The following is a 21471-nucleotide window of genomic DNA, read 5'->3' on the forward strand; positions in this document are numbered from 1 at the left end:
GAGACGACGATGACCGACGACACGATCTCCCGTGTCGCCGTGACCGACGCCGCGGCCGGGCTCCTCGCCCGGCTGCGGCGTCAGCACGGCGAGCTGATGTTCCACCAGTCCGGCGGCTGCTGCGACGGCTCCAGCCCGATGTGCTACCCCGACGGGGACTTCCTGCTGGGCGACGCCGACGTGCACCTCGGCGACCTGCACCTGGTCGACGGGCCGCCCGAGGCGGCCGGCGCGACCGAGGAGCCCTTCACCGTGCCGGTCTGGATGAGCCGCGCCCAGTTCGAGTACTGGCAGCACACGCACCTGACGATCGACGTGGTGCCGGGACGCGGCGCCGGGTTCAGCGTCGAGGCGCCGGAGGGCGTGCGGTTCCTCATCCGCTCGCGGCTGCTCACCGACGCGGAGTGGGCGGCGCTGCCGGCCCGGCGCGGTTGAGGGCCGGTCGAGGTCAGAGCGCGGCGAACCGCCCGACGGCGACGAACACGGCGAGGGCGAGCAGCACGACGTTCACCGGGACGCTCTTGCCCTCGCCGAGGCGAAGGTGCAGCGGGATCGCGCCGACCTGCGTGACGGCGAGGCCGACGGCGGCGATCGGCGTGAGCACGGGCGCGACGCCGGTGGCCCACGGCAGGATCACGCCGACGGCGCCCAGCACCTCGAGCCAGGCGAGCACGCGCACGGCGGCGAGCCGCTCGGGGGTGACCCAGCGCATCTGCTCCTGGAGCGCGGCGGCGGGGCGCAGGGCCTTCCCGAGCCCGGCCATGAAAAACATGGCGGCGAGCAGGCCGGAGGCGATCCACAGGGCGACGTTCATGCGATGTCCTTCGAGGGGGGCGGTGACGACCCGTCTGGTCGGTCACTCTTTGTGCCTGGCAGCATGATGGGTAATCATCGAGGGGCGTACAAAAGGCACACGCGTGTGCCTCAGGCACATCGGACGGAGCGAGGATGACGACGACGGAGCAGGACGGGCCGGTGCGGCAGCTGCCGGTGCTGGGCGCGTCGTGCCACGCGGACGAGGCCACGAGCGAGGTGCGCGCGGTGCTCGACCGGGTGGGCGACAAGTGGAGCACCCTCGTGCTCGGGACGCTCGCGTCCGGGCCGCGGCGCTTCACCGAGCTGCTGCACGGCATCGAGGGCATCTCGCAGCGGATGCTCACGCTCACGCTGCGCCAGCTCGAGCGGGACGGGCTGGTGAGCCGCACGGTGCACGCCGTCGTGCCGCCGCGCGTCGACTACGCGCTCACGGACCTGGGGGAGACGCTCCTGCCACCGGTCGTCGCGCTGGTGGAGTGGGCGTTCGCCCACACGGACGCGATCCGCGAGCACCGGGAGGCGTACGACGCGGCGCAGGCCGAGGCTTGACGGGCGCCGTCGACGCCGTCACCAGCCGGCGAACCGCCCGACGGCGACGAAGGCCGCGGCGAGCAGCAGGAGCACGTTGACCCACAGCTGCGCGAGCTCGCGACGGCGCACGTGCACCGAGATCGCCAGCGCCTGCAGCACCACGAGGCAGGTCGCGGCCGTCGGGGTGAGCCAGGGCTGGACGTCGGTGGCGAGGGGAAGGATCAGGCCCAGCGCGCCGGCGATCTCCGCCAGGCCGATGAGGCGCACCACGACGACCGGGAAGTCCTCCACCCACCCCATGGACGCGCGCAGGCGTTCGCGGCTGCGGGTCAGCTTGACGAAGCCCACCGCCAGGTACAGCAGGGCCAGCAGCCCGGCGGCGACCCACAGTCCGATGTTCATCCGTGCCTCCTCGCGGCAGCAGCTCGTCGGCGGGGCGGCGGCGGTGCCTGGTGTCGTGCACGGTGCGGGGCGGCGACGCCGTCGTGCCTGCTGGGAACCTAGCGCGGGGACGGCGTCACAGGAACGACCGCGCCCGTGGTGTCGGAGGGTCGGCGCCCGATATGTTCTCCCGGTGACCCGAGAGACGCTCCCCTCCCTGTCGGCCCTGCCCGCGTGGCTCGTGCCCTCCGTGTACCTGCACTGGTCGGCCGACTGGCTGACGGAGTCCGTCGCGATCGCGACCCGCTCGCCGGAGCACCGGCTGCCGGCCGGCCCGGACGGCCCGCAGCGCGGGGACGTCGTCGTCACGGTGCTCGGCGACGCCGGCGTGGTCGCGGCCGTCGAGCTCATGGGCGCCACCGACGGCGAGAGCTGGGTGAGCGAGGACCTGTTCGGCCCCGACCGGCCGATCGTGTGGGCGGACCTGTTCGAGGGCGCCGACACCTACACGGGCACGTCCGGCTGGTTGCCTCCCGACCACGCGCGCCTCGTGCTCGACGGCGTCGCGGAGCAGTTCCGCGGCGGCCCCGTGCACACGCTGGACCCGGGCGACTGCGGCGTCGGCGCCACCGCGCCCGACGTGCACGCCCTGCGCATCCTCGGGCACCGGGCCGTGACGGGCTGGGCGATGCGGCGGGAGGAGCGCTGCGCCACCTGCGAGCGGTTCGTCGACGTGCACCGCATGCAGGCGCACGACGACGGCGCCGTCCGTCTCGGCACCACCACCGCCGGCGGGCGCACGCTCGAGCAGCTCGTCCGCGACGTGCACCTGCTGTGCGGGCAGTGCCACGACCTGCTGCACGCGCACACCGTGGCGTCGCAGCGGGCGCGCATGCGCCCGCAGTGCCCCGGCTGCGGCGCGCGCGGCAAGACCAAGCGGATCGTGTGGGGCATGACGTTCCAGGACGACGTGATGAACGCCGAGCCGGACGTCGTCTACGGCGGCTTCGAGGTGCCCGTGCCCACGCCCGAGTGGTACTGCACCGAGTGCCACGCGAACTTCGCGAGCAGCGTCATCGCGTCCCGCGCCCTCACGCCGGCGGACCGGGGCGCGAACGCCCTGCCCGCCACCGGGTCGCTCACCGTGGTGCCACACCTGCCGGAGGACGAGCCCGCGGCCTGATCAGGCCGCGGCCGTCGCCGTGGCGCGCCGTCGGCGGCGCACGAGACCGTGCTCCGCCGGCGGGACGAACGGCGCGAGGAGCAGCGGCATGCCTGCCTCCAGGGGCGTGCGGTCCGCCTTGCGCCCGTTGCACGCCTCGCACGCGGCGACGAGGTTGAGCCACGACGAGTCGCCGCCCCGGGAGCGGGGGATCACGTGGTCGACCGTCTCCGCCGGCCCACCGCAGTAGGCGCAGGCGCCGTCGCGGCGCTTCACGCCGTCCTTGGTGACCGCCGGCCGCCCGGCGCTGCGGTAGCGCCAGCGCATCGCGACGTACCGCACGAGGCGCAGCACGCGGGGGAGCGGGTACGGGCCGAACCGGTGGCCCTCCACCGCCTCCTCGACCACCGCGACCTCGCGGACCAGCATCGTGATGGCGTGCTTGACCGACACACGGTGAAGGGGCTCGTAGCCCGCGTTGAGCACCAGGACGTCGGCCACGGCTCCGCTCCCCTCCAGCTCGTCCGTCCAGCGGTCCGGTAGCGTGTGTGAATCCGGTCACAGCATGCTGCCGAGGTGAAAGTATGCCGCCGAGGCGTGGAAGTCCAGGGCAAAGACCGGTCGGGCGCCGATGACGGAGGATCCCATGCGGCTCAGCGTGAACATCTTCACCTCGCTCGACGGGGTCGTGCAGGGCCCCGGAGGGCCCGACGAGGACACCCGCGGCGGCTTCACCGAGGGCGGCTGGTTCGTCCCGTTCACCACGGACCCGGTGTTCGGGGAGGTCGTGGACGGCTGGTTCGCGGAGGTCGACGCGTTCCTGCTCGGGCGCACCACCTACGACATGTTCTGGGCGTCCTGGGGGCAGGTCACCGACCCGGACGACGCGCTCGCCGCCCGCATCGACGCCGGCCCGCGCTACGTCGTCTCCTCGACGCTGACGGACCCCGAGTGGGCCGGGACCACCGTGATCGACCCCGCCGACCTCCCCGGCGCGGTGCAGGCGCTCAAGGCCGGCCCGGACGGTGAGCTGCAGGTGCACGGCAGCGCGCGCCTCGCGAGCACGCTGCACGACCTGGGGCTCGTCGACGTCTGGCGCCTCGTCGTCGCGCCCGTCGTCGTCGGCTCCGGCGCGCGCCTGTTCGACACCGGGGCCGCGCCGTCCGGGTTCGACGTCACGCGATCGCGCCTCGGCGACAGCGGGCTCGTGTTCCTGGAGCTCGAGCCGAGGCCGCTGCGGCACGGCACCGCCGACGTCGTCGACGGCGCGCAGTCCGTCACCATGGAGGACTGAGCTCACGCGTCGTCCAGCGCCAGGGGGCGCACCTGCCCGCCGGCGGCGACGAAGAAGCCGCGCAGCCGCACGCCCTGGGCGTCGGCCTGCTCGCGCAGGTCGCGGTTCCAGGCGCGGTCGTCGGCCGTGAGGGTGGCGTCGCCGGGCCGCTCCAGCACGACGACGGCGCTGCCGCCGGGCGCCTCGTCGTCGACGACGCTCCGCAGCACCGTGCCCAGCCCGACGAGGGCGGCGGCGTCGGGCCGCAGCGGTACGTCCTCGATCGGCAGGGCGAGGCCGAGGAGCCGGTCGTCGGCGTCGAGCCAGGTGACGGTGAGGCTGCGCCGCCGCGGGTGCACGCCTCCCGCGAGGAAGTGGGCGAGCTCCAGCAGCTCGGCGTCGTCGGCGATCTCGTCGCCCGGGCGGAACGGGGTGATGGTGTCCATGCGCCGTCACCCTGCCGCACTACGGCCTGCGCCCGCGGCCGTTATCCACAGGCCCCCGCCCCGCGCTGCCGAGCATGCAGTTGCGCACGTTCTGAGCGCTCAGAACGTGCGCAACTGCATGCTCGGCGGTCAGAGGGCGAGCGTCTCGGCCAGCTCCGTGCGGCCCAGGAAGTCCGCCCAGCCCGCCGGCGTCGTCCCGAAGCGGTCGTCGACGGCGGCAAGGTCCGCGCCGTGGTCGAGGAGCAGCCGGGCGTCGTCCGGCGTGCCCGTGGCCGCCGCGTGGTGCAGGGCCGTGGAGCCGTCGTCGGCAGCGACGGTGACCGGGAAGCCGCGCTCGACGAGCGACCGCACCGCGGCCCAGCGGCCGAGGCCGGCCAGCTCGACGAGCAGGGTGGGGTGCCGGTCGGGCAGGTCGCCCAGGCCGCCGTCGAGCCGGAGCATCCGCTCGAGGTCGGCCGCGGTGCCCCCGAGCGCCACGGCGACCACGGGGTCGCGGCGCTGCTGCCGCGCGCGGTAGAGGTCGCGCAGCAGGCAGATCTCGGCCCCGTGCGCCATCGCCTCGCGGTTGAGATGCACGACGAGCGCGGCGAGCGAGTCCTCCGCGTACGGCCCGCCGCGCGGCCCGAGCGGCGCGGCGAGGGCGTCGTCGTCGAGCCGGGCGAGGTTGTCCCGCCACAGCGCGTAGCCCTCGCGCAGCAGCGCGAGGCCGCCCTCGGCCGTGAGCGGCAGCGGCTCGGGCCAGTGCCGCGCGTCGAACATGTCGGCGTCGTCGGGGGCCGGCGTCGGGCCGAAGAACGCGCGGCCCCGCCTGCCCCAGACGTCGCGGCCCAGGTGCGCGGCGCGCCAGGCGATCGTCGTCACCGGCGGCACGGGCGGGTCCACCGGCGTCTGCTCGATGCGAACGGTGCCGTCGCCGTCGCGCCGCAGGCTCCACGCGCCGTCGACCGGCTCCCAGAGGTACTCGTCGTCGGTCAGCCCCTGCAGCCGCGGCCACAGGTGCGCGTCCCAGGAGAACTCGACCTGGCCCAGCAGGAGCTCGCGCACCGTCGTCGCCATCCCCCGATCCTGCCCCGAGCATGCAGTTGCGCACGTTCTCGGGGCTGAGAACGTGCGCAACTGCATGCTCGACGGTCAGCCGGCGAGGTAGCGGGCGTAGGCGCCGGTGGTGAGGAACGGGGGGAACTCCTCGCCGAGGGCCACCTCGCGGAACAGCGCCGCGGCGTCCGCGAACCGGTCGCCGGCGGAGCGGGGGAGGCCGCGCAGGACGTCGCGCAGCACGGCCTCGCAGCGCAGGCGGGTGATGGGCAGGCCGTCCTCCGTCGTCGTGCCGGACGCGACCCACTGCCACACCTGCGACCGGGAGATCTCGGCCGTGGCGGCGTCCTCCATGAGGTGGTCGATCGCCGCCGCGCCGGTGCCGCGCAGCCACGACTCGATGTAGCGCAGCCCCACGGACACGTTGGTCCGCAGCCCGGCCGCCGTGACCGTCGCACCGCCGCGCCGCGCCGACGCGACGTCGAGCAGCTCGGCCTGGCCCACCTCGACGTCGTCGCGCCGGCGGTCGACCTGGTTCTCGCGCTCGCCGAGCACCTCGTCGAACGCGCCGCGCGCCACCTCGACCAGGTCCGGGTGGGCCACCCAGGTGCCGTCGAAGCCGTCGTGGGCCTCGCGGGTCTTGTCGGCCCACACCTGCTCGACGGCGCGCTCGGTCACCTCGGGGGAGCGGCGGTCGGGGATGAAGGCGCTCATGCCGCCGATGGCGTGCGCCCCGCGCCTGTGGCACGTGGCGACGAGCAGCTCGGTGTACGCCCGCATGAACGGCGCGGTCATCGTGACCTGCCCGCGGTCGGGCAGCACGTACGACGAGCCTCGCGTCCGGAAGCACTTGATCACGCTGAACAGGTAGTCCCAGCGACCGGCGTTGAGGCCGGCGCAGTGGTCGCGCAGCTCGTAGAGGATCTCCTCCATCTCGAACGCGGCCGGCAGCGTCTCGATGAGCACCGTGGCGCGGATCGTGCCGCGGGGGATGCCGAGGGCCTCCTGCGCCGCCTCGAAGACCTCGTTCCACAGCCGCGCCTCGCGGTAGCCCTCGAGCTTCGGCAGGTAGAAGTACGGCCCGCGTCCGCGGGAGATCAGCTCGTGGGCGTTGTGGAACAGGTACAGGCCGAAGTCGACCAGCGAGCCCGACGCCGGCTGGGTCGAGCCGTCCGGGCCCGTGTAGGCCAGGTGCGACTCGAACAGGTGCCACCCGCGGGGCCGGAACACGATCGTCGGCAGCTCGGTGAGGTCCGTCGAGCGCAGCTCGTACCGCTTGCCGACCGGGTTGGTGAACGTCAGCGTGCCGCGGATCGCGTCGTGCAGGGCGAGCTGGCCCTCCACGACGTTGCGCCACGTGGGCGACTGCGCGTCCTCGGCGTCGGCCAGCCAGCACCGGGCGCCCGAGTTCAGCGCGTTGATGGTCATCTTCGGGTCGGTCGGACCCGTGATCTCGACGCGCCGGTCGCTCAGCCCCGGCGCCCCGGCCGCGCCCGCGACCCGCCAGGACGGGTCGTCGCGCACGGGCCGGGTGGCCGGGTGGAAGTCCGGGTCCTCGCCGTCCGCGACGCGTCGCATCCGCCGCTGCCGCTCCAGCAGCAGCGCGGTGCGGTCGTCGGCGAACCGGTCGTGCAGCATCGCCAGGAACGCCAGCGCCTCCGGGGTGAGGATCTCCTCGTCGCGCGCCTCGAGCGGCGCGGTGACGGTGAGGTGCCCCTCCGCCAGCGACGTCCCGCCCCAGACGAACGGGTCGGTCGCGGTGTCGGCGAGCGGCGTGCCGACGGCGGGCACGGGGGCGGTGGTCGGGGACGTGAGCGTGGTCATGGCGTGCCTCCGGTCTGTCGGGGCTGGTCGTGGCTGGGGCGGGAGCGGGGGTGACCCGCTCAGAACTGCGCGGCCTCGGTGGAGCCGGCGAGCGCGAGGGTCGCGGCGTCGGGGTTGAGCGCCGTCGACACGCGGTCGAAGTAGCCGGTGCCCACCTCGCGCTGGTGCTTGGTCGCGGTGTAGCCGCGCTCCTCGGCGGCGAACTCGGCCTCCTGGAGCCGCACGTAGGCGGACATCTGCTCGCGGGCGTAGCCGTGGGCGAGGTCGAACATCGAGTAGTTGAGGGCGTGGAAGCCGGCCAGGGTGATGAACTGGAACTTGAAGCCCATCGCGCCCAGCTCGCGCTGGAACGTGGCGATCGTGGCGTCGTCGAGGTGCTTCTTCCAGTTGAACGACGGCGAGCAGTTGTACGCCAGCATCTGGTCCGGGAAGTCGGCCTTGACGGCCTCGGCGAACTTCCGCGCGAGCTCGAGGTCGGGGGTGCCGGTCTCCATCCAGATGAGGTCGGCGTACGGGGCGTAGGCCTTGGCCCGGGCGATGCACGGCTCGACGCCGTTGCGGACCTCGTAGAAGCCCTCGCCCGTGCGGCCGCCGGTGAGGAAGGGGCGGTCGCGCTCGTCGACGTCGGACGTGAGCAGCGTGGCGGCCTCGGCGTCCGTGCGGGCGATGACGACGCTCGGCACGTCGGAGACGTCGGCCGCGAGACGGGCCGCGTTGAGCGTGCGCACGTGCTGCTGGGTCGGGATGAGCACCTTGCCCCCCAGGTGGCCGCACTTCTTCTCGCTGGCGAGCTGGTCCTCCCAGTGCACGCCCGCGGCGCCCGACGCGATCATCGACCGCATCAGCTCGTACGCGTTGAGCGGGCCGCCGAACCCGGCCTCGGCGTCCGCGACGATCGGGGCGAGCCAGTCGCGCGTCGGGGCGCCGTTCTCGGAGACGTCGATCTGGTCGGCGCGCAGCAGCGCGTTGTTGATGCGGCGCACGACGGCGGGCACGGAGTTCGCCGGGTAGAGCGACTGGTCGGGGTAGGTCTGGCCCGCGAGGTTCGCGTCGCCGGCCACCTGCCAGCCGGACAGGTAGACGGCCTGGAGGCCGGCCTTGACCTGCTGCACGGCCTGGTTGCCGGTCAGCGCGCCGAGCGCGTTGACGAAGTCCTCCTCGTGCAGCTGGCGCCACAGGCGCTCGGCGCCACGCCGGGCGAGGGTGAACTCCTCGCCGACCGACCCGCGCAGCGCGACGACGTCCTCGGCCGTGTAGGTGCGCTCGACGCCCGCCCAGCGGGGGTCGGACGCCCACTGCTCGGCCAGCTCGGCGGCGGTCTGCGTCTGGTCGCCGGCGGCGGTGGTGCGGGGGTCGAGGGTGGCGGTCATGGCGTGCCTCTTTCGTCTCTCGGCGTCTCTCGTCGTGCGGCGACGGCGGGTCGCCCGCCGTCGTCCTTGGTCACGACCCTGGCGCGCCGCGCCACCCCGCGGCCAGAAAATCCGAGCAGAAATTTCTGGGTTCTTCTCCTGGACGGAAGGTGTGGTCCGTGTCACCCTCGAGCATGGCCATCTCGACCGATTCCGGGCCCGGTACCCGGGACGACGCCACGCTGCCGAGCGGCATCCCCATCGGGCAGGAGGCGGACGCCCTGACGATCGGCCGCCGCATCCGGCACCTGCGCACCCGCCGCGGCATGACCCTCGAACAGCTCGGCGAGGCCATCGGGCGTGCGCCCTCGCAGGTCTCGATGCTGGAGAACGGCAAGCGCGAGCCCACCATCGCGCGCCTGCAGGCGGTGGCCCGCGCCCTCGGCGCGAGCGTGGAGGACCTCCTGTCCGCCGAGCCGCCGTCGCACCGCGACGCCCTGGAGATCGAGCTGGAGCGGGTGCAAAGGGGGTCGCTCTTCTCCGCGCTCGGCGTGCGCCCTGTGAAGGTGGGCAAGTCGCTGCCGACCGACGCGCTCGAGGCGATCGTCGGGCTCCAGCGCGAGCTGGAGCGGCTGCACTCCGAGCGCGCGCTCACCCCGGAGGAGGCCCGCCGGGCCAACACCGAGCTGCGCGCCGACATGCGGGCGCAGGACAACTACTTCCCCGACCTGGAGATCGTCGCGCGCGGCCTGCTCGACGACGTCGGGCACGGCCGTGGCCCGCTGCCCCAGCGGGCGGTGGGGGAGCTCGCCGCCCACCTCGGCTTCTCGATCCACTACGAGCCGGACCTGCCGCAGTCCACGCGCGCCGTCATCGACCAGCTGCACCGCCGGGTCTACCTGCCGAGCAACGGGATCCGCGGTCGGTCGGAGGCACGCTCCGCGGTGCTCCAGGCGCTCGCGTCGCACGTGCTGGAGCACGCCGAGCCGCGGGACTACCGCGAGTTCCTCCGCCAGCGCGTCGAGGCCAACTACCTGTGCGCGGCGCTCCTGGTGCCCGAGCGCGAGGCGGTCAAGCAGCTGCGCGAGGCGAAGGAGCGGCGGTCGATCTCGTTGGAGGACCTGCGCGACGCGTTCGCCGTCTCGTACGAGACGGTGGCCCACCGCTTCACGAACCTCGCCACCCGGCACCTGGGCATCCCGGTGCACTTCATGAAGGTCCACGAGTCGGGCGCGATCCACAAGGCGTACGAGAACGACGGCGTCCGGTTCCCGGCCGACCCGCTGGGCACCGTGGAGGGGCAGCACGTGTGCCGCCACTGGACCGCGCGCGTGGTGTTCGGCATCGCCGACCGGCTCAGCCCGTACTACCAGTACACGGACACGCCGACCGGCACCTACTGGTGCACCTCGCGCGTGCAGGACACGCCCGACGGGCGGTTCTCCGTGAGCGTCGGCGTCCCGTACGCGCAGGTCAAGTGGTTCCTGGGCCGCGAGACGACGGCCCGCAGCACGTCACGCTGCCCCGACGACGGCTGCTGCCGGCGCCCGGCCGCGCCGCTGGCCCGCCGCTGGGACGGGCACGCGTTCCCCAGCGCCCGCCCGCACGCGTCGATGCTCGCCGCGATGCCGTCCGGCGCGTTCCCCGGCGTCGACACCACCGAGGTCTACGAGTTCCTGGAGCGGCACGCGCCGACCGAGTGACCGGTCCGACGAGCGGCACGGCGCTCAGTCGTGCCAGGCGCCGACCCACGCGTCCCAGCTCGGGCCCTCTCCGATCCCCGCGCCGCCGAGCGCGACGTCGTCGCGCGCCCCCGCCCGCAGGCCGGCCAGGACGAGCCGGAGGTAGCGCAGGTGCAGCGCGTCCGCCTCGGCGCGCGGGAAGGGGAGCGCGGGGCGCAGGTGCAGCAGCAGCTGCATGACGTCGGCCGTGGTGAAGCCGGCGGGGAGCAGGCCCTCGGCGCGGTCGTAGGCGATGAGCCGCTCGAGCCCGACCCGCAGGTCGCGTGTCGCGGCGGCCAGGTCCGCCGGGAGCGGGCCGCCCGCCCCCGGCGGTCGCAGCAGCGGGCCCGTCGCGCCCGTGATCTGCCGGGCGAGGAAGGTGCCGACCGCGCCGTCGTCGGCCGTGGCGTCGGAGCCGTGCTCCTCCGCGACCTCGGTCGCCAGCCGGGCCGCCTCCCGCACGGCCTGCACGTGCAGCGCCTCGACCAGCGCCTCCTTGGTGGGGTAGCGCCGGTAGACGGACCCGACGCCGACGCCCGCGTGCCGCGCGACGTCGGCCATCGAGGCGCCGTGCCCCTGGGCGGCGAAGACCTCCCGGGCGGCGGCCAGCACGGCGGTGTCGTTGGCGCGGGCCTCGCGCTGCCGGCCGGGCAGCGGGCGCCCGGCGCCCTCGTCGGCAGGCGTGGCGGGGGAGGGCATGGGCACACGGTAGCCCGTCGTGCGATGCTAGGGTGAATCGGAACGACGAGTCCGTTCCGATTCACCGGACCCTTCTCGGCCCGCGCGACGAGGCGCAGCCACCCTCACCACAGAGAGCGAGCATGACCGTGCCTCCGACCAGCCAGGCGCCCAGCGCCGGACCCGACGCTTCCCTCGACGCTGCCCTCGACACTGCCAGCGACGCCGTCCCCGCACCCGGCCCCGACAGCACCGCCGCGCGTCACCCCGGCCGCGTCACGTTCGCGCTGAGCGCCGCCGTGCTCGCCTTCTCGCTGATGCAGACGCTCGTCGTCCCGGCCCTGCCGACCCTGGGCCGCGAGCTCGGCGCGACCGCGCAGGGGACCGGCTGGATCCTCACCGCGTTCCTGCTGGCGGGGGCGGTCTTCGCGCCCGTGGTCGGCAACCTCGGGGACCGGTTCGGGCACCGGCGGGTGCTGCTCGGCACGATCGTCGTGTTCGGCGGGGCGACCCTGCTGGCGGCCGCCGCGCCGTCCCTCGGCGTGCTGCTCGCGGCGCGCGTGGTGCAGGGCGTGAGCACCGCGACGTTCCCGCTCGCCCTGGCGATCGCCCGGTCGGTGCTGGCGGGGCCGCGGCTCGCGGCGGCGTTCGGCTGGATCCCCGGGATGATCGGGCTGGGCGCGGGAGCGGCCCTCGTGGTGGGCGGCGTGGTCGTCGACGCACTGGGCTGGCGCTGGCTGTTCGTGCTCGGCGCCGTGCTGATCCTCGGCTCGGGCGCGCTGGTCGCGGCCTGGGTGCCGCGCGGCGGTGCGCCCGCCGTGCAGCGCCGGACCGACTGGCCCGGCATCGCGCTGCTCGCGGGCGGCCTGGTGGGCGTGCTGCTCGCCGTCTCCCAGGGCGGCTCCTGGGGCTGGGGCTCCCCCCGGACGATCGCCGTCGGCGTGGCCGGCGTGCTGCTGCTCGCCGTGCTGGTGCTCGTCGAGCGCCGTACCGCCGCGCCCGTCGTCGACGTCCGCACCTTCCGGCACGGGCCCATCGTGCTCGTCAGCCTGCTCACCGTGGCCGTGGGCTTCGTCCCGTACGTCTGCTACGTCGCGCTGCCGCTGCTCATGCAGGCCCCGGCGGGCACGGGGTACGGCCACGGGATGAGCGTCACCGTCTCCGGCCTCGCGATGCTCCCCAGCGCCGTCCTCGTCTTCCTCGGCGGTCGCGCGACGCCGGCGCTCGTGCGGCGCGTCGGCCCCGGCGGCACGGGCGCGGTCGCGGCGGCGGTGATGGCCGTCGGTGCCGTCGGCCTGGCGCTGTGGCCGGCGACGCCGTGGGCCGTGGTGGTCGCGTTCTCCGTGCTCGGCCTCGGCAACGGCATCGGGTACGCCATCTGCGCCCAGCTCGTCGTCACCTGGTCGCCGCCCACGGAGACGGGCGCGGCGACCGGGCTGAACAGCGTCGTGCGCACCGTCGGCTCCGCGGCGGCGGCCCCGGTGGTCACCGCGCTGCTCGCCGCCGGCACGGCCGACCCCGCCGGGGCCTACTCCGCCGCGTTCTGGGTCGCGACCGCGGCGAGCGTCGTGGGCGTGCTGGTCGCCCTCGTGCTCGCGGCGCGCTCCCGTCGGGTGGCCTGAGCGGTCGGGCGCCTCACCGGTGCGCGGACTCGAAGGGCCGGGTCGCCTTCCGGTACCAGTGCAGGAGCCGGAAGACCAGGCCGGTCCCCGCGACGAGGACGGCTAGGGTTGCGAGGAGCGGGCCGTCCCACCAGTCGGCCGGCCGGTGGACGACCTCCGCGTCCGCGCGGACGTCCACGTAGGCGGGGCTCACGGGCGGCGGCCGGCCGTCCCCGCGCGACGTCCCGAGGTCGTCGCGCAGCTCGGCGTCCACCAGCACGACGCTCCGGTCGTCGGCCGTGAAGGTCCCGCTCCAGCTGCAGTGCTCGGAGCCCCACGACCGCCGCCCGTGCCGCTGGGTGCAGTGCTGGCGCTCCGGGGTGAACACTCCCGCCACGCCGGAGCCGTGCGTCACGCGGTACGCCTCGACGGAGCTGGCGGCGGCCAGGGCGAGCATGCAGACCGTGAACAGGGCGACGGCCACGAGCCCGGCGATCAGGCCGACGCGTGCGCGGACCAGGCGGATCTCCGGCGACATCACGGCCGGAGCATAGCCACTCGCTCCGGAGCGAGACGCCGTTCCGGGTCCGTCGGCCGCCACGGCCCGGCAACCCGCTCAGGGTCGCCCCAGGGTCGAACCGGGGGGACACCCCATGGTGGCGGGCGGTGGCCCCGCCGGAGGCTGGGACGCATGATCGACGCGATCGGCTCGCTGTGGGCCCAGCTGGAGAGCACGCTGTTCGCGCTCGTGTCGTCCGTGTGGGCGTTCCCCGCCCTGTTCGGGGCGACCGCGGCGGACGGCTTCTTCCCGCCCGTGCCGGGCGAGACCGTGATCATCATGATGGCGGTGGGCGCCGAGACCGGCCAGGCCGTCAACCTCGCCCTCGTGATCCTCGTGGCGGCCCTCGGCGCATGGTGCGGCGACCAGGTCGCCTACGCCCTCGGCCGCGCGCTCGGCACGTCCCGGGTCCCGTTCCTGCGCGGCCCGCGCGGGCAGCGCGCCGTGGCCTGGGCGGCGCGCTCCTTCGAGCGGCGCGGCGCGTCCGTCGTCCTCGGGGCGCGGTTCGTGCCGGTGGGGCGGATGGCGGTCAACGTCACCGCGGGCGCGGTCGGGTTCTCGCGCCGCCGGTTCATGGGCCTGTCCGCCGTCGCGTCCCTGGCGTGGGCGGCGTGGTCGGTGCTGCTCGGGGTGATGGCCGCCCAGCCGCTCGGCGACCAGCCGTTGGTCGCCGTCGCCGTCGGGATCGTCGTGGGCACGGTGCTCGGGTTCGTCGTCGACCGGGTCCTCACGGCCTGGGCAGCCCGCGGCCGGCGGGCCGCCCCGGCCGCACGGACGGCCGCCGTGGCGCAGCGGGAGCCGGCGCTCGCGGGCGGCGCCGCGCCGCGGGTCCCCGCCCGCGGGCCGGCCGCGCTCAGTGCTCCCTGCGGTCCTTCTCGTCCCCGATGAAGTCGGCGACGGCGTCGTCGACGCCGTCGAGGTTCATATCGGAGGTGCGGGCGCGGCGGGCGTCCCAGCGCAGGGTCACGGCACCCAGCACCGCCGCGATCACCGAGCCCATGAGGATGGCCGCCTTGGCGCCCTCGGTGTGCTCGGAGGCATGCCCGAACGACAGCTCGGCCACGAGCAGCGCCACGGTGAACCCGATGCCCGCGAGGAAGCCGACCGGCAGCAGGTCGCGCACGCCGATGCCCTGCGCGAGCCGGAGCGGCGTGAGGCGCGTGACCAGCGCCGTCGTGCCCAGCACGCCGACAAGCTTGCCGACCACGAGGCCGACCGTGATGGCCGGGACCACGGGCTGCCCGAGGATCTCGGTGACGCCGCCGCCGTCGACCAGGTCCACGCCGGCCGCGAAGAACGCGAAGACGGGCAGGGCGACCCCCTGCGACCACGGCTTGACCGCCCGCTCGTAGCGGTGCGTGCGCGGCACGGCCTCGCCGTGGGTGGGGCGGGCCGCGACGGTGAAGCCCATGAGCACGCCGGCGACGGTGGCGTGCACCCCGGAGGCGTGCATGAACGCCCAGGCCACGGCGAACAGGGGGACGAGCATCCACCAGTACGGCCGGCGGGAGCGTACGACCAGGCCGAACACCACGATGGTCGCGAGGGCCGCGGCGAGGTAGCCGAAGTCGAGGTCCGAGGTGTAGAAGACGGCGATCACGATGATCGCGAGGAGGTCGTCCACGACGGCGAGCGTGAGCAGGAACGTCCGCACCGCGGCCGGGAGCCCCTTGCCGAACACGGCGAGCACGCCGAGCGCGAAGGCGATGTCGGTGGCGGTGGGGATGGCCCAGCCCTGGAGGGCCCCGGGCTCGCCCAGCACGACGACGATCACCGCGTAGAGGATCGCGGGCACCGCCATGCCGCCGACGGCGGCGAGCATCGGCACGCCCGCCTCCTTCGGGCTGCGCAGGCTGCCCGCCACGAACTCGTGCTTGAGCTCGACGCCGACGACGAAGAAGAAGATCGCGAGCAGGCCGTCCGCGGCCCACTCCGCGACCGAGAGGTCCAGGTGCACGGACAGCGGGCCCAGCCGGTCGAAGCCCAGCACCGCCTCGGACAGGGCGAAGTACGACTCGCGCCACGGGGCGTTCGCGCAGATCAGGGCGAGGACGGCGGCGCCGATGAGGAGCGCCCCGCCCGTGGTCTCGCGGGAGGCGAAGCGGCGCAGGCGGGCGCCGAAGGGCTGGGTGGCGGTGTCGGAGGTCAGGGTGGTGCTCCCGTCCGGTCGTAGGGGGTCGATCGTCGTACCGGCGTCGCAGCCGGTGCCACCGACCAGACTTCCCGGCTCACCCGCGGGCCAGCCTAACGTCCGGTGTCGGGTGCCCGACGCCGCCTCCCCGTCAGGTCGCCTCGCGGGCCATCGCGACCAGCCTGGTGAGGGTGTTCCAGTTCCGCGCGGTGGTCCAGGTCCCGGCGGCCTTGTCGATGAGCGCGGGGGTGAGCCTGGAGCGGCCGATGCCCGCCACGTAGTCCACGTAGAGCACGCCGTCCACGACGGCGAACCGCTCGAGCCGCCCCTCGGCCAGCCGCGCGAGAGCGTCGGCGTCCACGGGCTCGGGGGAGAGGTGCACCTGCACGTGGGACGGGTGGTCGGCCACGGCGTCCGGGAACGGGTCCGCGGCGAGGACGCCGGCCGCGCGCTCTGCCGTCAGGGCGACGACGCGCAGGTCGCCGTCGAGGCGGTCGGACAGCGCGGCCGCGACGCGCCCGGCGACGTCGCCGTCGTCCGCCGCGCCGACGGCCACGAGGTTGCCGCTGTTGGCGTAGGTGCGGGCGTCGGCGAGTCCTGCCGTGGCGGCGGCCTCGCGCAGGTCGGCGGAGCTCACCCGGCGGGACCCGCCGACGTTCACGCCGCGCAGCAGCACCACCCAGGCGGTCGGGTCGTCGTCCGTGGGTGTCGAGGGCTTCGGGGTCACGGCTCCATGGTGCTCGCCGTTCCTGCCCGCGTCGCGGCGGGGTCCGGCGCGTGAACGGCGGGTGACAACTTCCCGACCCGCCGACGTGGGGGTGGTGAGGGGAATCACAGCGTCGTAGTTTGGCGGCAGGGACGGTGTCCAGCCGTCCTCGGGGAGGCCAGCCGATGGGGTTCACGCTCCGTGCGGGAGGGCCGGCTCCGGCCCGGCGCCGCACGGCGCCCCCGGGGCGGCCGCCCGTCCACCTGGAGGGAGCTCGCCGTGGCCCGAACTGCACCCGTCCCTGAGCGCGACACCGTCGACGCCACCGACCCGGACGGCACCACCCCCCGCACGTTCGTCGTCGACACGTCCGTGCTGTTGTCCGACCCGCGGGCGATCCACCGCTTCGCCGAGCACGACGTCGTCCTGCCGGTCGTCGTGATCACGGAGCTGGAGGCCAAGCGCCACCACGCCGAGCTCGGCTACTTCGCGCGCAGCGCGCTGCGCATGCTCGACGAGCTGCGGCTCAAGCACGGCCGCCTCGACGCGCCCATCCCGGTGGGCGAGGCGGGCGGCACGCTGCGCGTCGAGCTCAACCACACCGACCCGCAGGTGCTGCCCGCCGGGTTCCGCCTCGGCGACAACGACACGCGGATCCTGTCGGTCGCGGCGAACCTCGCGGCGGAGGGCTGCGACGTCACCGTGGTCTCCAAGGACCTGCCGATGCGGGTCAAGGCGTCGGCCGTCGGTTTGCGGGCAGAGGAGTACCGCCACGAGCTCGCCATCGACTCCGGCTGGACCGGGATGCGCGAGATCGACGTCGCCGACGAGCAGGTGGGCACCCTGTACGAGGGCGGCGAGCTGGAGCTCGCGGCCCTCGACCCCGCCGTCGTGGAGGCGGCGTCGCCCCTGCTGTGCCACACGGGCCTGGTGATCCACTCGCCGGGCGGCTCCGCCCTCGGCCGCGTCACGCCCGACAAGACGGTCCGGCTCGTGCGCGGCGACCAGGACGTCTTCGGTGTGCACGGCCGCTCCGCGGAGCAGCGCATCGCCATCGACCTGCTGCTCGACCCGGAGGTGGGGATCCTGTCGCTGGGCGGCCGGGCCGGCACCGGCAAGTCGGCGCTGGCGCTGTGCGCCGGGCTGGAGGCGGTGCTCGAGCGCCGGCAGCACCGCAGGGTCATCGTGTTCCGCCCGCTGTACGCCGTGGGCGGGCAGGAGCTCGGCTACCTGCCCGGGTCCGAGTCCGAGAAGATGAACCCCTGGGCCCAGGCCGTCTACGACACGCTCGGCGCGCTCGTCTCGCCCGACGTCGTCGACGAGGTGATCGACCGCGAGATGCTCGAGGTGCTGCCGCTGACCCACATCCGCGGGCGCTCGCTGCACGACGCCTTCGTCATCGTGGACGAGGCCCAGTCGCTCGAGCGGAACGTGCTCCTCACGGTGCTGTCGCGCATCGGGCAGGACTCGCGCGTGGTCCTCACGCACGACGTCGCGCAGCGCGACAACCTGCGGGTCGGGCGGCACGACGGCGTCGCGGCCGTGATCGAGGCGATGAAGGGGCACCCGCTGTTCGCGCACGTGACCCTCACACGCTCGGAGCGGTCGCCCGTCGCGGCGCTGGTCACCGAGATGCTGGAGTCGCTGGAGATCTGACGGCTCCCGCGCCGCCGGTCAGGCCTCGGCAGGCCGGCGGCGCGGGTGCACCAGGACGACGGCGAGCACCCCGACGACGGCGCCGAGCACGGTGTCGAGGGCGCGCGACGCCGCGATCCCGGCGGGGTCGACGGACCCGCCGAGCGACGTCATGAGCAGCGCCATCGGCGTGATGGTGAGCATCGCCAGCCCGTAGTGCCGGCCGACGATCACCTCCGTGACCACCTGCAGCACCACCACGACGACGCAGGTCGCCGCCAACGACAGGTGCGCCGCGAGGAGGGGCCAGGCGAGCAGGGCACCCAGCACCGTGCCGCCGCCGCGCTGGAGCGCGCGGACCACGGCGTGGCGCGTGCTGGCGCCCTGCAGCGTCGCCGTGGCGCCGAGCTGCGCCCACGCGGGATGGCTCAGGCCCGCGGCGAGCGTGGCCCCGCCGGCGACGACGCTCGCCAGCACGACGCGGACACCGGCGAGCCGCCAGCCGGGGACGCGCCAGCCGGCCCGGAGGTCGTCGCGCAGGCGGCGACGCGGCGGGAGCGCGTCGGCGGGCGCCGTCGCGGCGCCCGCCGCGGAGGCGGACGGTGAAGAGGTGGACGGCGCTGAGGCGGCCGGCGCGTCCAGCGCGGCGGTGACCGCGGCCAGCTCGGCGGCCAGCACCCGCGCGGTGTCGCGGGTGCGTCGACGGGACAGGTCGTCGGCGAGCACGTCGCGGGCCCGGGCGACGGCGGCCGTCGCGGCCCGCGCGGCGTCCGGGGCTTCGGGGCCGGCGTCGAGCGACGTCCGCACCGCGTCGGCGGCCCGGCGGACGGCGAGGCGTGCCGGCGCGCTCGGGCGCACGAGCCACCCGCTCATCCCGACGAGCCAGGCGATCGCGGCACCGACGGCGAACGCGGTTCCCCGCTCGGCGACGTCGCCCCAGCCCAGGGGGCCGACCATGCCGCCCGCCGCGGCGAAGACGACGATGCTCGCCCCGGGCGGCCCGGTGCGGACGAGGGTGCACAGGGCCGTGGCCACGCCGGCCACCAGCGCCACGACCCCGAGCACGACGAGCGTCGGCGCGCCCGCGGCGGTGAGCGAGGCCGTGAGCAGGAACGCCACGACGAACACGGCGGCGACGCCGGCCAGCAGTGACGCGCGGCGCCGGTACGGCTCGTACCGCCCGTACAGGATGACGAGCGCGCCCAGCGAGGCGAAGGCGGCAAGGTGGGTGCGGCCGACGGCGGCGCTCAGCGCGAGGACGACGGCGGCCGCGGCGCCGACGCGCAGCGCCGCCGCGAGCGTGGCGTCGGCGGGGTTGATGCGCAGCGCGGCCCGCAGGTGGCCGGGATCGAGCACGTCGCGGGCGCTCGTCAGGACGGGGGAGGAGGTGGGAGGCATTGCCGCCCATGATAGTTCACCGGTAAATCATCAGGGAAGAAGTGGTGGTGTGACCTCTATCCTGTCGCCGTGGACTACATCGAGCGCGTGCGCGCGCAGTGGGCCGAGCGGCTGCCCTCCGTCGACACGTCTCCCGCCGACGTCGGCGCGCGGGTGCGCCGGATCGCGGCGCTGCTGGAGGCGGAGATGGGCGGCGACCTCGCCGCCCGCGACGTGACGCGGGCCGAGCTCGACGTGCTCACCGCGCTGCGGCGCTCCGGCCGGCCCCTGCGCGCCGGCGAGATCACGACGATGACGGGGTCGCCGGGCGCGTCGATCACCAAGCGCCTCGACCGGTTGGAGCGTGCCGGTCTCGTGGAGCGCGCCGTGCACGAGCGGGACAAGCGGGGCGTGCTGGTGGCGCTGACCGCCGAGGGGGAGCGGCTCGTGGACGAGCTGTTCCCGCGGCAGGTCGAGCACGAGCGCGCCGCCCTGGCGGACCTGTCCGAGGTGGAGCGGGCCGAGCTCGGCCGGCTGCTCGCCGTCGTGCTGCGCCGGCTGGACCCGAAGGACTACTGATCGCGGGGAGGCGCCGCACGTCTCAGGTGGAACCCCCCAGCCCCGCGCCCCGAGGGACGCCTCCCCGCGTACCGCCGACAGTAGCAGGTGAGGTTAGCCTAACCAACCCCGGGGCCGGGATGCGGTCACTCCGGAGACGCCGACGGCGGTGCCCCCCGAGGGGAGCACCGCCGTCACGGGGCAGGGGCGTCAGGCCTGCGGGGGCTTCGTCATCGACAGGACGTCGAGGGCCGAGTCGAGCTGCTCCTCGGTGACCTCGCCGCGCTCCACGAAGCCGAGGTCGATGACGGCCTCGCGCACGGTGAGGCCCTGCTTGACCGAGTGCTTCGCGACCTTGGCGGCGGCCTCGTAGCCGATCACGCGGTTGAGCGGCGTGACGATCGACGGCGACGACTCGGCGAACGCACGGGCGCGGTCCACGTTGGCGGTGATGCCCGAGACCGTCTTGTCGGCCAGCACGCGCGACGCGTTGGCGAGCAGGCGGATCGACTCCAGCACGCCCTGCGCGATCACCGGGATCTGCACGTTGAGCTCGAACGAGCCGCTGGCGCCGGCCCACGCGACGGTGGCGTCGTTGCCGACCACGCGGGCGGCCACCATGAGGACGGCCTCCGGGATCACCGGGTTGACCTTGCCCGGCATGATCGACGAGCCCGGCTGCAGGTCGGGGATCGCGATCTCGCCCAGGCCGGTGTTCGGGCCCGAGCCCATCCAGCGCAGGTCGTTGCAGATCTTCGTGATCGATACGGCGATGGTGCGCAGCGCGCCGGAGAGCTCGACGAGCCCGTCACGGGCCGACTGCGCCTCGAAGTGGTCGCGCGCCTCCGTCAGCGGCAGGCCCGTGTCCTCGCGCAGCAGCTCGATGACGCGCTGCGGGAAGCCGGCCGGCGTGTTGATGCCGGTGCCGACCGCGGTGCCGCCCAGCGGCACCTCGGCCGCGCGGGGCAGGGCCGCCTCGACGCGCTCGACGCCGTAGCGGATCGCGGCGGCGTACCCGCCGAACTCCTGGCCGAGGGTGACGGGGGTGGCGTCCATGAGGTGCGTGCGGCCGGACTTCACCACGGTGGCGAACTCGTCGGCCTTGGCGGCCAGCGCGTCGGCCAGGTGGGTCAGGGCCGGGATCAGGTCGTGGATCGCGCCGGCGGTGGCGGCCACGTGCACGGACGTCGGGAAGACGTCGTTCGACGACTGCGAGGCGTTGACGTGGTCGTTGGGGTGCACGTCCTTGCCGAGCGAGCGCGTGGCCAGCGTGGCCAGCACCTCGTTGGTGTTCATGTTCGACGACGTGCCCGAGCCGGTCTGGAAGACGTCGATCGGGAAGTGCGCGTCGTGGGCGCCGGACGCGACCTCGTCGGCCGCGGCGACGATCGCGTCGGCGACGTCCCGGTCGAGCACGCCCAGCTCGGCGTTGGCGCGGGCGGCGGCCTTCTTGATGCGGGCCAGGGCTTCGATGTGCCCGCGCTCGAGCGTGGTGCCGGAGATGGGGAAGTTCTCCACGGCCCGCTGCGTCTGCGCGCGGTAGAGCGCGTGCGCCGGGACGCGCACCTCGCCCATCGTGTCGTGCTCGATGCGGTACTCGGTCTCGCCCGCGCCGGACGCGCCGGGGACGACGGTGTCGGAAGTCATGCCTCTATCGTGCCGCACCTCGGCAGGCGGTCCGTCGTGAG

The 21471-nt window shown here is 74.8% G+C and carries 22 protein-coding genes; 9 read left to right on the top strand and 13 right to left on the bottom strand.

Annotated features, from left to right (window positions below; translation table 11 throughout):
• The first annotated feature begins 9 nt into the window (after positions 1 to 9).
• Positions 10 to 435 carry a DUF779 domain-containing protein gene (locus ACQP60_RS01675; protein ID WP_429728093.1) on the top strand — a complete coding sequence of 142 codons (426 nt, stop codon included), beginning with the start codon at positions 10 to 12 and terminating at the stop codon, positions 433 to 435.
• 13 nt (positions 436 to 448) lie between these two features.
• Here ACQP60_RS01675 and ACQP60_RS01680 read toward each other — a convergent pair whose 3' ends face one another.
• Positions 449 to 814 carry a DoxX family protein gene (locus ACQP60_RS01680; protein ID WP_429728094.1) on the bottom strand — a complete coding sequence of 122 codons (366 nt, stop codon included), beginning with the start codon at positions 812 to 814 and terminating at the stop codon, positions 449 to 451.
• 134 nt (positions 815 to 948) lie between these two features.
• Between ACQP60_RS01680 and ACQP60_RS01685 the strand changes: the two genes are divergently transcribed.
• Positions 949 to 1365 carry a winged helix-turn-helix transcriptional regulator gene (locus tag ACQP60_RS01685; protein ID WP_429728095.1) on the top strand — a complete coding sequence of 139 codons (417 nt, stop codon included), beginning with the start codon at positions 949 to 951 and terminating at the stop codon, positions 1363 to 1365.
• 18 nt (positions 1366 to 1383) lie between these two features.
• Here ACQP60_RS01685 and ACQP60_RS01690 read toward each other — a convergent pair whose 3' ends face one another.
• Positions 1384 to 1749 carry a DoxX family protein gene (locus ACQP60_RS01690; protein WP_429728096.1) on the bottom strand — a complete coding sequence of 122 codons (366 nt, stop codon included), beginning with the start codon at positions 1747 to 1749 and terminating at the stop codon, positions 1384 to 1386.
• Positions 1750 to 1921: 172 nt separating this feature from the next.
• On the opposite strand from ACQP60_RS01690, the gene ACQP60_RS01695 reads away from it, so the two are divergent.
• Positions 1922 to 2911, top strand: coding sequence for a hypothetical protein (locus tag ACQP60_RS01695; RefSeq protein ID WP_429728097.1), 990 nt, complete (start codon positions 1922 to 1924; stop codon positions 2909 to 2911).
• Here ACQP60_RS01695 and ACQP60_RS01700 read toward each other — a convergent pair whose 3' ends face one another.
• Positions 2912 to 3391 carry an HNH endonuclease gene (locus ACQP60_RS01700; protein WP_429728098.1) on the bottom strand — a complete coding sequence of 160 codons (480 nt, stop codon included), beginning with the start codon at positions 3389 to 3391 and terminating at the stop codon, positions 2912 to 2914.
• 145 nt (positions 3392 to 3536) lie between these two features.
• Here ACQP60_RS01700 and ACQP60_RS01705 point away from each other — a divergent pair, with 145 nt between their 5' ends.
• Complete coding sequence (locus ACQP60_RS01705) at positions 3537 to 4184, top strand: dihydrofolate reductase family protein (RefSeq protein ID WP_429728099.1); 648 nt, start codon at positions 3537 to 3539, stop codon at positions 4182 to 4184.
• A gap of 2 nt (positions 4185 to 4186) precedes the next feature.
• On the opposite strand, the gene ACQP60_RS01710 is transcribed toward ACQP60_RS01705, so the two are convergent.
• The 4 genes from ACQP60_RS01710 to aceA form a co-directional block, all read right to left on the bottom strand.
• Positions 4187 to 4609, bottom strand: coding sequence for a hypothetical protein (locus ACQP60_RS01710; RefSeq protein ID WP_429728100.1), 423 nt, complete (start codon positions 4607 to 4609; stop codon positions 4187 to 4189).
• A 129-nt stretch (positions 4610 to 4738) separates the two neighbouring features.
• The gene (locus tag ACQP60_RS01715; RefSeq protein ID WP_429728101.1) at positions 4739 to 5665 is read right to left on the bottom strand and encodes a DinB family protein; all 927 of its coding nucleotides are present in this window, start codon (positions 5663 to 5665) and stop codon (positions 4739 to 4741) included.
• A gap of 75 nt (positions 5666 to 5740) precedes the next feature.
• Positions 5741 to 7468: a malate synthase A gene (gene aceB / locus ACQP60_RS01720; protein ID WP_429728102.1), complete on the bottom strand. Its 1728-nt coding sequence runs from the start codon at positions 7466 to 7468 to the stop codon at positions 5741 to 5743.
• A gap of 59 nt (positions 7469 to 7527) precedes the next feature.
• Positions 7528 to 8838 carry an isocitrate lyase gene (gene aceA, locus ACQP60_RS01725; protein WP_429728103.1) on the bottom strand — a complete coding sequence of 437 codons (1311 nt, stop codon included), beginning with the start codon at positions 8836 to 8838 and terminating at the stop codon, positions 7528 to 7530.
• A 173-nt stretch (positions 8839 to 9011) separates the two neighbouring features.
• Between aceA and ACQP60_RS01730 the strand changes: the two genes are divergently transcribed.
• Entirely contained in the window at positions 9012 to 10520 is a 1509-nt protein-coding gene (locus ACQP60_RS01730) for a helix-turn-helix domain-containing protein (protein WP_429728105.1), read from the top strand.
• Positions 10521 to 10544: 24 nt separating this feature from the next.
• Here ACQP60_RS01730 and ACQP60_RS01735 read toward each other — a convergent pair whose 3' ends face one another.
• On the bottom strand, positions 10545 to 11237 hold the full coding sequence (locus ACQP60_RS01735; protein ID WP_429728106.1) for a TetR/AcrR family transcriptional regulator: 693 nt from the start codon (positions 11235 to 11237) through the stop codon (positions 10545 to 10547).
• 122 nt (positions 11238 to 11359) lie between these two features.
• On the opposite strand from ACQP60_RS01735, the gene ACQP60_RS01740 reads away from it, so the two are divergent.
• Entirely contained in the window at positions 11360 to 12838 is a 1479-nt protein-coding gene (locus ACQP60_RS01740; RefSeq protein WP_429728107.1) for an MFS transporter, read from the top strand.
• A gap of 13 nt (positions 12839 to 12851) precedes the next feature.
• Here ACQP60_RS01740 and ACQP60_RS01745 read toward each other — a convergent pair whose 3' ends face one another.
• Positions 12852 to 13358: a hypothetical protein gene (locus ACQP60_RS01745; RefSeq protein ID WP_429728108.1), complete on the bottom strand. Its 507-nt coding sequence runs from the start codon at positions 13356 to 13358 to the stop codon at positions 12852 to 12854.
• Positions 13359 to 13508: 150 nt separating this feature from the next.
• Here ACQP60_RS01745 and ACQP60_RS01750 point away from each other — a divergent pair, with 150 nt between their 5' ends.
• Complete coding sequence (locus tag ACQP60_RS01750; protein WP_429728109.1) at positions 13509 to 14264, top strand: DedA family protein; 756 nt, start codon at positions 13509 to 13511, stop codon at positions 14262 to 14264.
• Here ACQP60_RS01750 and nhaA read toward each other — a convergent pair.
• Complete coding sequence (nhaA, locus tag ACQP60_RS01755; RefSeq protein ID WP_429728775.1) at positions 14230 to 15594, bottom strand: Na+/H+ antiporter NhaA; 1365 nt, start codon at positions 15592 to 15594, stop codon at positions 14230 to 14232. The two genes, ACQP60_RS01750 and nhaA, sit on opposite strands and share 35 nt — an antisense overlap.
• A 64-nt stretch (positions 15595 to 15658) precedes the next feature.
• Positions 15659 to 16234: a DUF1697 domain-containing protein gene (locus ACQP60_RS01760; RefSeq protein ID WP_429728110.1), complete on the bottom strand. Its 576-nt coding sequence runs from the start codon at positions 16232 to 16234 to the stop codon at positions 15659 to 15661.
• Positions 16235 to 16585: 351 nt separating this feature from the next.
• Here ACQP60_RS01760 and phoH2 point away from each other — a divergent pair, with 351 nt between their 5' ends.
• The gene (gene phoH2 / locus ACQP60_RS01765; RefSeq protein ID WP_429728777.1) at positions 16586 to 17869 is read left to right on the top strand and encodes an RNA 5'-3' helicase PhoH2; all 1284 of its coding nucleotides are present in this window, start codon (positions 16586 to 16588) and stop codon (positions 17867 to 17869) included.
• Between the two features lie 18 nt (positions 17870 to 17887).
• Here phoH2 and ACQP60_RS01770 read toward each other — a convergent pair whose 3' ends face one another.
• The gene (locus tag ACQP60_RS01770) at positions 17888 to 19246 is read right to left on the bottom strand and encodes an FUSC family protein (RefSeq protein ID WP_429728111.1); all 1359 of its coding nucleotides are present in this window, start codon (positions 19244 to 19246) and stop codon (positions 17888 to 17890) included.
• A gap of 69 nt (positions 19247 to 19315) precedes the next feature.
• Between ACQP60_RS01770 and ACQP60_RS01775 the strand changes: the two genes are divergently transcribed.
• Entirely contained in the window at positions 19316 to 19804 is a 489-nt protein-coding gene (locus ACQP60_RS01775) for a MarR family winged helix-turn-helix transcriptional regulator (RefSeq protein WP_429728112.1), read from the top strand.
• Between the two features lie 189 nt (positions 19805 to 19993).
• Here the strand turns inward: ACQP60_RS01775 and ACQP60_RS01780 are convergent, their stop codons facing one another.
• A complete protein-coding gene (locus ACQP60_RS01780; protein ID WP_429728113.1) occupies positions 19994 to 21430 on the bottom strand; it encodes a class II fumarate hydratase in 1437 nt (478 codons plus the stop codon).
• Positions 21431 to 21471: the final 41 nt, after the last annotated feature.

Source organism: Isoptericola variabilis, assembly GCF_050311655.1.
GTDB lineage: Bacteria > Actinomycetota > Actinomycetes > Actinomycetales > Cellulomonadaceae > Isoptericola > Isoptericola variabilis.